Below are 11,310 nucleotides of genomic sequence, written 5' to 3' on the forward strand. Positions count from 1 at the left end.
AATGCTACACTATCGCCTTGAGCAGTTAAAACTTGTCCTTTATGGCCTAATTTTTGTCCTCTATGGCCTAGATTTGTTGTCCTGTAAATACGTAAGCTCCTTAAAATAGTTGCAAATTATTTTTAATAAAAATTTGGACTAAATTTGTGTGAGGAGCAATATCTTGCAACAACCTTGGCGATTTTTTATTTTTAATCTAGGGATTGGGATTTTTATCCCCCTATTACTGACTCAAGGAGCTTTGGCTGAGTCAAAACAGAGTCAACTAATTACTGAAATACCTACAGTCATTGATTCCCAACCACTCTCAACCGATGCCAAAGACTTGTTATCTCAAAATATAGAGAATGATTTAGTGGTGAAAATCACTCAAGTGAAGGTGAACACCACAAATAAAGGAATTGACGTAATTTTAGAAACAACTGCATCGGAAAAATTACAAATAGCTGTCAAGAGTCAAGGTAATAACTTTATTGTTGATATTAAAAATGCTCAATTGTTTCTGCCATCAGGTAACAAATTTAGCCAACAGCAACTAGCACAGGGAATCACTGCTATAACTGCCACTAACTTAGATGCCAATACTATCCGGCTGACAGTAACGGGTGAAGCGGGTTTACCAGTTGTGGAGTTGTATGATAGTCCAAGGGAAGGTTTAGTTTTTGGTGTTGCAAGTGCGGCTTCTGGGCAACAACCACAAACACCACAAGCTCAACAAAAGCCAACAAACCAGACACAGCCAGAACAACCATCGCCAAGCAATGATCAGCCGATTGAGTTGGTAGTCACGGGGGAACAAGATGGCTATCGCGTGTCAAATACCTCAGTGGGAACCAAAACTGATACACCCTTGCGTGATATTCCCCAGTCGATTCAGGTAGTTCCCCGGCAGTTGATAGAGGATCAGCGGATAACGAATTTGGGTGAAGCACTAAGAAACGTACCCGGTGCTAGGCAATCAGGTAATTCTTCATCCCGTGGGAATAATGCACTCCCTCAGATTCGAGGTTTTCTTTCGCAAGACAATATCATTACAAATGGATTGAAAAACACCAACAATATAGCTGGTGGTTTTAATTTTGCTAATATCGAGCGGATTGAGGTTCTAAAAGGACCTGCCTCTGTTCTCTACGGTCAAGGTTCCCTGGGTGGTGTTGTGAATCTTGTGACCAAAAAACCTTTAGCAGAACCTTACTATTTCATCGAAGCCTCTGCTGGCAGCTACAATGCTTATAGCGGTGCAATAGATTTTTCCGGCCCCCTGAATGACAGTAAAACTGTACTGTACCGTCTCAACGTTGCTGCTCAGACTACAGAGAGTTTTGTTGATTTCTACGATGAGCAACAATACGTTGTCGCCCCTACTATTAGCTGGCAAATCAGCGATCGCACCAAACTTACCCTAGCAGGCGAATATAAAGATCGAAGCAAAGATAATGGTAATTTTGGTCTCCCATATCAGGGTACTCTATTACCTAATCCGAATGGCAGACTCCCTCGCAATCTTAATCCGTCCTGGCCAGATCCTAAAAGAACAGAAATAAGTGCATATCAAGCTAGCTACGACCTTGAGCATCGTTTCAGCGAAGACTGGCAGCTACACAGTAGTTTCTTGTTTTCTCACAGTGTAACTGATAGAGCTTTAGTTGATGCTGGTGAATTTGGGCCAGATTTCCGGACTGTGGATAGATACTATTCATACAATCTAGCCACGGATGATAACTATAATTTTGACACTTATACAGTTGGCAAATTTCAGACAGGCAGCATTGGGCATCAACTGATAACTGGCTTTAATTACCAATGGGGAACATCGTCAGAAGTTGGTGGTGGTGGTGGACCTTTTGACCAGCTTGATCTGTACAACCCTGTATATGGTCAACGAGCCAAGCTCGGAGTAAATGATACATATACATTTGCCAATTTATATAAATCAGACTCATACGGCTTTTATATCCAAGATCAAGTGACCCTGGCAGAAAATTTAAAACTGGTTTTGGGGGGACGCTACGATATTGCAAATTCAAAAGCAGGGAATATTGGTGAGGAATTGACCGAGTCCCCACAACAGCAAGCCTTTAGCCCAAGAGTTGGGATCGTCTATCAACCTGTAGAGCCAATTTCGCTCTACGCTAGCTACAGTCGCTCGTTTACCCCACAGGGTGGACAAGATTTTAATGGTAACTTGTTTCAACCAGGACGTGGCACACAGTATGAAGTGGGTGTGAAAGTAGATTTTAATGACAAGCTTTCTACAACCTTGTCTTTGTATGACTTGACCCGTTCCAATATCCTTACTGGCGATCCTGATCTAGCCCGTCGAGCATTAGGATTTTTTGTTCAAGTTGGTGAACAGCGTAGCCGGGGTATTGAATTTGACGTGACCGGTGAAATTTTGCCGGGATGGAACATTGTTGCTAACTATGCTTTTACAAATTCAATAATCACAGAAGATAACGACTATCCAGTTGGTGACGAGCTTGATAACGTACCAAAACATTCTGCTAGCTTATGGACAAAATACGAAATTCAATCTGGTAGTTTGCAAGGATTAAGCTTTGGAGTCGGAGTATTTTATGTTGGTGACAGAGAAGCAAATCTCCCAAATGATTCGCGATATATATTACCCAGCTATGTCACCACTGATGCCGCGATTTTTTACAAGCGAGATAGGTTCCGTGCTGCACTAAATTTCAAAAACTTGTTTGACTTGTACTATTTTGAGTCTACGGGTCTACTAGGCGATCCGTTTACTGTGCAAGGTACAGTTTCTTTAGAATTTTGATTGCTAGTGCCAAAAGCCAACAATATTTGGCACTAACAATCAAATTGTTTCTCTAGTAGTTCGCTTTCGTGACGAAAGCTCTTTATTGGGTAAGGGGGAAGGTGGGGTCCCCTCTGGGGATAAGGGGCAGGGGGAAAGGTTTTAAATCCCAAACCCAGTTCCCTTTCCCCTTTGCCCAGCCCGAAAAAGCGCATCTTTGGGTTGGCAGACTACTAGTTGTAGAGCATCTACCATGCAAGAAAAATCCTTTCGTCATCTAGTTTTCAAACTACACCGCTACATTGGTTTAGCAGTGGGACTAATTGCAATTCTCGTTGGTCTGACTGGTAGTCTATTGGTCTTCCAGTCAGAAATTAGCAACTTCGACCAGCCCATTGCTGGTAAATCCCCGCTCAGACTTCCAGAACAATTAAAAACTGCTCAAGCTGCTTTATCGGATGGAGCGCTCTGGAGAATTTACTTTCCAGTTAAACCAGAAGATGCCTTCATGGTTCGCTTTAAGCTTCCCCAAGAAAATAAGGACTATGGTCAGAGCTATGTTTATCTTGATCGATATAGTGATAAAGTTTTGCGAGTGGATAGTTCTTTGAAGATATCGTTAGGCGATCGCATTATCAATTCCTTTGTCCCTCTGCACTATGGTACTTTCTGGGGACTGCCATCCCGAATTTTCTACGTCTTTGTCGGACTTGCACCGTTGGTTTTGTTCATCACTAGCTTTGTCATGTGGCGGTATCGCTATCAACCAAAAACTAAGATTTGCGATCGCTCAATAGAACTGTCACATTCACACCGCAATTAACTGACAATACGCGATCGCAATCCTGATTTGAGGTTTTTCGTATTAAATACAACATTTAACTGGGTTAAAAATCTGAAAAAACTGATTTTGACAGTTGGGGATGTGGAATGTGGTTTTTAAGTAATTTTTGGGAGAGGGCGCATATTTTTATACAATTCTTATCAGACTAAAGTGGTAAAAAATACAATAAGCCCAAGGGAAAAACGTAGAATATTGACGAGTCATTGGTAAGTTTGAGACATTTAAACAGTTCTCAATAGCTATTTGTCATTAATATGTAGACAAAGAACAAAGGACAAATATGATTAAAATCCTCCACCTCTCCGACATCCACATGGGAAGCGGCTTCTCCCACGGACGAATTAATCCCACAACTGGATTGAATACACGATTGGAGGATTTTGTCAACACCTTGTCTATATGTATTGACAGAGCGCTGACAGATGCTGTTGATATAGTGATATTTGGTGGCGATGCTTTCCCGGATGCGACACCACCGCCTTATGTACAACAAGCTTTTGCCAGCCAATTTCGCCGTCTTATGGATGCCAATATTCCAACAGTGCTGTTGGTAGGCAACCACGACCAACATTCCCAAGGACAGGGAGGGGCGAGTTTAAATATTTACCGCACTTTGGGAGTGCCAGGGTTTGTTGTCGGTGACACATTAACTACTCACTGTATTCAAACCCGCAATGGTAAAGTGCAGGTAATCACTCTTCCTTGGTTAACCCGTTCAACTCTGATGACTCGCCAAGAGACTGAAGGTTTGTCTTTGGCAGAAGTCAACGAACTATTAACGGAACGTCTGCGAGTTGTTTTAGAAGGGGAAGTTCGCCGTCTTGACCCAGATGTACCTACTATCCTTTTGGCTCACTTGATGGCTGACAATGCTAGCTTGGGCGCAGAACGCTTTTTGGCAGTAGGTAAAGGCTTTACCCTACCCCTATCTTTGCTGACGCGACCTTGTTTTGATTATGTAGCGTTGGGACACGTTCACCGCCACCAAAATTTGAATAAATCCAACAACCCGCCTGTAATTTATCCAGGGAGTATTGAGCGAGTAGATTTCAGCGAAGAAAAAGAAGACAAAGGTTATGTAATGCTGGAACTAGAGCGGGGAAGGGCTGAGTGGGAATTTTGTCCTTTGACAGTTCGGACTTTCCGCACCATTGAAGTGGATGTCTCAAAAGCAGATGAGCCGCAAGTAGTGTTAATGAAAGCGATCGCCAAGTATGATATTCAAGATACTGTAGTGCGGCTAATTTACAAACTCCGCTCCGAACAGATGGATGTAATTGACAGTTCTTCTCTACATACTGCTTTAAGTCCCGCTCACACCTACACCATTCAAGCAGAATTAGTGAGTCAATTAGCCAGACCCCGAATTCCTGAATTGAGCGCAAGTAGCAGCATTGACCCAATGGAAGCTTTGAAAACTTACTTAAACAATCGCGAAGACCTGAAAGACATCGCAACCTCAATGATGGATGCAGCCCAAAAGTTGCTAGCAGATGAAGTGGAAGTTTGGCTAGAAGCAGCAACTAATGAGTAAGATAAAGCCAATTAATTTACTCTACTCCAGTGCCCAAAAGTTATGACGCAAACAATCCAAGCAAAGGTCAAAGGGTTTTTTGATGTGAAACCCTAGAAATGAGTTATATGACGTGCTACGTATCCTGAAACGCCTGACTCAGTTAGTGAATACTTAAATTATCATATTCAAGATGCTTTAATGCGGCTACTTTATTTTACAAACAGTTTGACGGCTAAAAAAATCGAGTTTCTACTACTGTTTTGTATTACTCGCAACATATTTTTTATCAAATAGTATGTATGCATCTGGATTGTTTCGCTCTCCAGCAGAAAAACCCATTTTTTGAAATGCCTTGGTAAATCAGATTTTGATGATAAATTGCTCACTTCCGTTTAATGTGAATTAAGCTTTGAAACCCTTGTCATTTCATAGGTAATCCCAAAACTATGATTTTGAGTGAATCTAGAAACCCTTGTAGAATAAGCGGCGTTTCTAATTCACATCAGACGTTCACTTAGTAAAAAAAAATAATCCAGATGATAAATATTATTCTATATACCCTATAATTCTCATAATCACGGTATCCATGTAGAAATACCGTAGATTTAGGGGTGATTCCAATGAGCAAGTCGCAACAACCAACAAAATTAAATAAATTCCTAAGTGAGGGAATACAGGCTTATGCCATGAAAGCCTTGCGGACTATGCAACTATCGTATCAACACGCAATTAGAAGTTGGTTGGATGGACGCAGTATCCAAAGCTTTGTGAGCCTGTTTTTAATAAGTATTTTTTTCAGTATAGCAGTTGCCTCTTGTTCGGGAAGCAGTTCAGCTAGCAAAAATGATGTTAAATTAAAACTCGTATCTTTCTCTGTCACCAAAGCCGCTCATGACCAGATAATTCCTAAATTTATCGAAAAGTGGAAGCAAGAACACAACCAAAACGTTACATTTGAGCAAAGTTATGGTGGTTCTGGCGCTCAAGCGGCTGCTGTAATTGACGGTTCCCAAGAAGCAGATATAGTACATTTGGCGCTTCCCCTAGATGTCAGCAAAATTGCTCTTGCAGGTTTGATTAAATCAGGTTGGGAAACCAAAGCTCCGAGAAGTGGTATTGTTAGTAGATCTGTTGCTGCGATCGTCACCCGCGAAGGAAATCCCAAAGGTATTAATACTTGGGCAGATTTGGCAAAAGATGGCGTGAAAGTGATTGCCGCTAACCCAAAAACTTCTGGTATTGCTATCTGGGAATTCTTGGCTTTTTGGGGTTCCGTGAGTCTAACTGGAGGTGATGAAGCGACAGCGTTAGATTACGTCACCAAAGTTTATAAAAACACTCCTATTCTGACGAAAGATGCTCGTGAAGCTAGCAATGTATTTTTCCAACAAAATCAAGGTGATGTCTTAATCAACTACGAGAATGAGGTAATTTTAGCAGGAAAAAATGGGAATAAACTACCTTATGTTGTACCCCAAGTCAATATTTCTATTGACAATCCTGTAGCAGTAGTTGATAAAAACGTTGATAAACACAGTACCAGAGAAGTTGCACAAGCATTTGTTGATTTTCTTTACTCCACAGAAGCTCAACGGGAATTTGCCAAACTACAATATCGTCCTGTTAACCCTTCTGTTAATCAAGAAGTAGCATCACAACATCCACCAATTAAAACTTTATTCACATCTCAAGATTTAGGTGGTTGGGATATTATTCAAAGCAAATTTTTTGGAAATGGGGCAATTTTTGACAAAATTTATGCTGCCAGCAAATCATGATATTGTATATTTTTCTAGTAGATAGCCAAGCAAACATAAATAAATCTCAATCACTTTACCTCAATTAATAATTTATGAGCTTTCATAGCAGATTTAAAAATAGCTTGATGCTGACGTTTTTAATGATTATTGCCACGACTATCAATGCCTGTAGCAGCAGTGAGGAAAAGAAAAATCAGGTAAGTCTTGATGGTGCAGCTGTAGGTTTTCCTATTTCTTTAGCAGTTGCAGAAGAATACGGTAAAGTCAAACCTGAAGCTAAAGTCAGCGTTGCCTCAAGTGGTACTGGTGGCGGTTTCAGTAAATTTTGTAATGGCGATATTGATATTGCTGGTGCTTCTCGCACCATTAGAGATGAAGAAATCAAAAAATGTCAAAGTAAGAATATTAAATTTGTCGAGTTGCCTGTAGCTTTAGATGGTATTGCCGTGATTGCCAACCGTCAAAATAACTTTGCTAAATGTCTTACTATTAAGGAACTAGGTAAGATTTGGGGCGGCAAATCAGATGGCAAAATATTGAAATGGAATCAAGTTAATTCTAAGTTTCCTAACGAAAAGCTGAAGCTGTATGCTCCATCTTCTGATACGGGAACATTCGATTATATGACTCAAGCTGTGACTGGCAAAGCCAAAAATGGCCGTACAGACTACACTGCTACTCAAAATCAAAATCTTCTCGTACAAGGAGTGTCAGGTGATGTAACAGCTTTGGGTTATGTAGGCATATCTTACTATATTCAAAATCAAGACAAACTGAATCTAGTTGCTGTGGAAAGCCCTACAGGAAAGTGTGAAAAACCAGTTCCGGTAGATAACGTAATTAAAAATATCTATACACCTTTGTCTCGTCCTCTCTTCATCTATGTTAGTAAAAAATCCTTAGATACTAAACCAGCAGTCAAAGAATTTGTAGATTTTTATCTAGAAAATTCTTGGAAGTGGGTAGATAGCGTTGGTTATGTAGCATTACCTGATGAAGCTTACCTCAAAGTCAAACAAAAATTTGCTACTGGCGAAACTGGGACAAAGTTTAAAAAAGCAAAACCAGGTGAACCAATCACAAACTTTATTTAAATAAAGTCTCAGTCATTGTAGTTGAATTTTAGTGATAAGTTAGTTGTCTATGCAAAATACAAATTATCAAGACGCTCCTAATTTAAAATCCAGAGAGTCACTGGATAAAAATGCATCTGAAGATATTTCCGAAAAGATTATTGCGGCGATTTTATTTGCTTGTGCTTTAGTCTCGGTTCTGACTACCTTTGGGATTGTCATAATTATTTTTCAAGAGACATTCGGCTTTTTCCAAGAAGTTTCCTTTGCCCAATTCTTTTTTGATACAAAATGGACACCTTTATTTGCAGATAAGCATTTTGGCGTTTGGCCATTGATTAATGGCACTTTATTGACTACAGCTATTGCTATGGCAGTTGCGATTCCTTTAGGTTTATCTTCTGCTATTTATTTGAGTGAATATGCTGAACCCAAAGTGGCTGCAATTTTACGTCCAGCAGTAGAACTTTTAGCAGGAATACCCACAGTAGTTTATGGTTACTTCGCGCTGTTGTTCCTTACACCATTGCTGCGGAATCTTATCCCTCTGGAAATATTCAATGCTTTGAGTGCGGGGTTAATGATGGGGGTAATGATTACTCCTACTGTTGGTTCTATCAGCTTAGATGCTATCCGAGCAGTTCCACGTTCTTTGCGAGAAGGAGCTTATGCTTTAGGTATCACTAAACTGGAAACAATTTTTAAAGTAGTTCTACCAGCCGCGCTTTCTGGAATCATCGCCTCGATTATTTTGGGTATTTCTCGCGCTGTGGGTGAAACAATGACTGTCCTCATCGCCGCCGGACAACAACCAAGATTAACTGTTAACTTCATGGAATCAGTAGAAACCATGACAGCTTACATGGCGCAAATTTCTGGTGGAGATAGTCCGCGTGGTAGTCTCAATTTCAAGACATTATATGCTGTAGGCGCTGTTTTATTTCTACTCACGCTAGCTTTGAATATTGTTAGTTATTGGGTTGCTAATCGCTTTAAAGAAAAATACGACTAAATAGATATGGCTACAAGTTATCAACGAGATAATTCTTTAGATTCTGCGGCAGAATTTACCGATAATGTTGAAAATAGAGAGACACTAGGTAAAGTATTTGAAGTACTCTTTTTGTTAGGATTGCTAATTGGTTTATTTGTCTTAGCATTGCTACTTTTTGATATTTTGCGAGACGGATTAGGCAGATTTTTATCACCCGGCTTTCTTACAGAAACTCCTTCTCGTTTTCCTGACCAAGGTGGTATTCGTCCGGCGATTATCAGCAGCGTTCTTTTAGGATGTGTTGTGATTTTAGTGACTGTTCCAATTGGTGTAGGAGCAGCTTTATATTTAGAAGAGTATGCACCTAAAGCTTGGTGGACAGTAATTATTGAGATTAATATCAGTAATCTGGCGGGTGTGCCTTCTATTGTCTATGGATTGCTGGGTTTAGGAGTTTTCAATTATTTGCTTGGCTTTGGCCCCGCTTTGATTTCTGGTGCATTGACTTTATCTTTGCTGTCTTTACCAGTAATTATTGTGACAGCTAGAGAAGCAATTCGCGCTGTACCGGATTCTTTAAGAAATGCTTCTTACGGATTAGGTGTCACAAAATGGCGAACTATCAGCAATCATGTCATACCCTATGCTATTCCCGGTATTCTGACGGGGGTGATTATCTCTATATCCCGCGCTATTGGTGATGCCGCATCTCTGATTGTTGTAGGTGCTGTGGGTTTTCTCACCTTTAACCCTGGTTTGTTCCAGAGATTTATGGCATTACCCATTCAAATTTACAGTTACATAACTCGTCCTGAACCGGGTTTTGCTAGTGCAGCAGCAGCCACAATTATTGCGTTGTTACTCTTGATTTTAGTTTTAAATGGTGTAGCAATTTATATTAGACAACGCTTCTCAATAAATTAGGTAATTAAATATCTAATTGGATATATTCACAGAGATTAGGAGATACACTTTCATGATTTATAGCAATAGTAGAAGTCAATCAGATAGTGCCACAATAGACCAAGGTAATAGCGTATTCAATGTTGAAGGTGTAAAGGTGTTTTATGGAGGATTCCTGGCGCTTTTAGATGTGTATCTAAAGATTCCTGAAAAACAAATTATTGCTTTTATTGGGCCTTCAGGATGCGGTAAAAGTACCTTACTGCGTTGCTTCAACCGGATGAATGATTTAATTCCTGGTGCTAAGGTTGAGGGTAGACTGAATTATCGCGATCGCAACATTTACGATCCGAAGGTAAATTCTGTAAAATTACGCCGCCAAGTCGGCATGGTTTTTCAAAGACCGAATCCCTTCCCCAAGTCAATCTACGAAAATATTTCCTTTGGCCCGCGTGCTAACGGTTATAAAGGTAACATTGATGAATTGGTAGAAGATTCCCTCAGACGTGCTGCTATCTGGAATGAAGTCAAAGATAAACTCAAAGAGAAGGGAACTGCATTATCTGGCGGACAACAACAACGACTTTGCATAGCAAGAGCGATCGCGATGAAGCCAGATGTATTATTGATGGATGAACCATGTTCTGCTCTCGACCCAATTTCTAGCCGCCAAGTAGAAGAACTCTGCTTAGAACTAAAAGAACAATACACCATCATTATGGTGACACACAATATGCAGCAAGCTTCCAGAGTTGCAGACTTCACGGCTTTCTTCAATACAGAAATTGACGAGCATGGCAAACGTCGCGGCAAATTAGTTGAGTTTAATCCTACAGTCCAAATGTTCAGTTCTCCTCAAACCAAAGAAGCTGAAGATTATATCAGTGGACGCTTCGGTTAAAAACACATCACAGTTCTAATTCTGGAAAATATGCTGAGGCTTGACAGTACTAAATCGAAGTAATATTTCAGTTTAGTACTTATACTGTGTATTATGTTTAAGCCTTTGTCATTTGCTTTAGTTACAGCTACCGTTATAGTTGCATTAATTAATAATCCCAGTGCCACTTTAGCTCGAACTTGTGCATCTAAGTGTGGGTCGCACCCAATTCAGTTTACACCTGGGCAACACATCCGAGTTGAAGTTATAAATAGCACACCTAACCTGATTAAAATTCAAAAACCCTCCGGGACTGATGCAATTTCCTTGAGTCCAGGACAGAAATTAAATTTAGAAGAAATAGAAGGTACAGAGCCAAATACATCTCTGATATTTTGGAGTGAAATAGGTCTATCATTACAAGCAATTGTCTCCAAACCTAACTTTGGCACATTGCGGCTGGAACTGCGTCCGACTTTGCACTCTCCAGGCGATCGCTCGTTATATATTATGGATGATGGTAGGATAAACGTGTTTTAGATCGCAAATTAATGTTATTAGTTATGAGTTAAGAAA

General features: G+C 40.2%; 9 protein-coding genes. All 9 read left to right on the forward strand.

All coding sequences use genetic code 11. The annotated features are described in order from the left end of the window. Positions 1 to 148: 148 nt before the first annotated feature. Positions 149 to 2,785 carry a TonB-dependent siderophore receptor gene (locus tag V7K79_RS14835; protein WP_335048757.1) on the forward strand — a complete coding sequence of 879 codons (2,637 nt, stop codon included), beginning with the start codon at positions 149 to 151 and terminating at the stop codon, positions 2,783 to 2,785. Positions 2,786 to 3,017: 232 nt separating this feature from the next. Further along, entirely contained in the window at positions 3,018 to 3,587 is a 570-nt protein-coding gene (locus tag V7K79_RS14840) for a PepSY-associated TM helix domain-containing protein (RefSeq protein ID WP_335048758.1), read from the forward strand. A 301-nt stretch (positions 3,588 to 3,888) separates the two neighbouring features. Next, positions 3,889 to 5,142 carry an exonuclease SbcCD subunit D gene (locus V7K79_RS14845; RefSeq protein WP_335048759.1) on the forward strand — a complete coding sequence of 418 codons (1,254 nt, stop codon included), beginning with the start codon at positions 3,889 to 3,891 and terminating at the stop codon, positions 5,140 to 5,142. A 602-nt stretch (positions 5,143 to 5,744) separates the two neighbouring features. Continuing rightward, positions 5,745 to 6,902, forward strand: coding sequence for a sulfate ABC transporter substrate-binding protein (locus V7K79_RS14850; protein ID WP_335048760.1), 1,158 nt, complete (start codon positions 5,745 to 5,747; stop codon positions 6,900 to 6,902). A gap of 74 nt (positions 6,903 to 6,976) precedes the next feature. After that, entirely contained in the window at positions 6,977 to 7,978 is a 1,002-nt protein-coding gene (locus tag V7K79_RS14855; protein ID WP_335048761.1) for a PstS family phosphate ABC transporter substrate-binding protein, read from the forward strand. A 49-nt stretch (positions 7,979 to 8,027) separates the two neighbouring features. Then, positions 8,028 to 8,969 carry a phosphate ABC transporter permease subunit PstC gene (gene pstC, locus V7K79_RS14860; protein WP_335048762.1) on the forward strand — a complete coding sequence of 314 codons (942 nt, stop codon included), beginning with the start codon at positions 8,028 to 8,030 and terminating at the stop codon, positions 8,967 to 8,969. A gap of 6 nt (positions 8,970 to 8,975) precedes the next feature. Then, entirely contained in the window at positions 8,976 to 9,875 is a 900-nt protein-coding gene (gene pstA, locus V7K79_RS14865; RefSeq protein ID WP_335048763.1) for a phosphate ABC transporter permease PstA, read from the forward strand. A 52-nt stretch (positions 9,876 to 9,927) separates the two neighbouring features. Next, a complete protein-coding gene (gene pstB / locus V7K79_RS14870) occupies positions 9,928 to 10,755 on the forward strand; it encodes a phosphate ABC transporter ATP-binding protein PstB (RefSeq protein ID WP_335048764.1) in 828 nt (275 codons plus the stop codon). Positions 10,756 to 10,848: 93 nt separating this feature from the next. Beyond that, positions 10,849 to 11,274, forward strand: coding sequence for a hypothetical protein (locus tag V7K79_RS14875; protein WP_335048765.1), 426 nt, complete (start codon positions 10,849 to 10,851; stop codon positions 11,272 to 11,274). Positions 11,275 to 11,310 lie beyond the last annotated feature (36 nt).

This window comes from Nostoc sp., assembly GCF_036917575.1.
Classification (GTDB): Bacteria; Cyanobacteriota; Cyanobacteriia; order Cyanobacteriales; family Nostocaceae; genus Nostoc.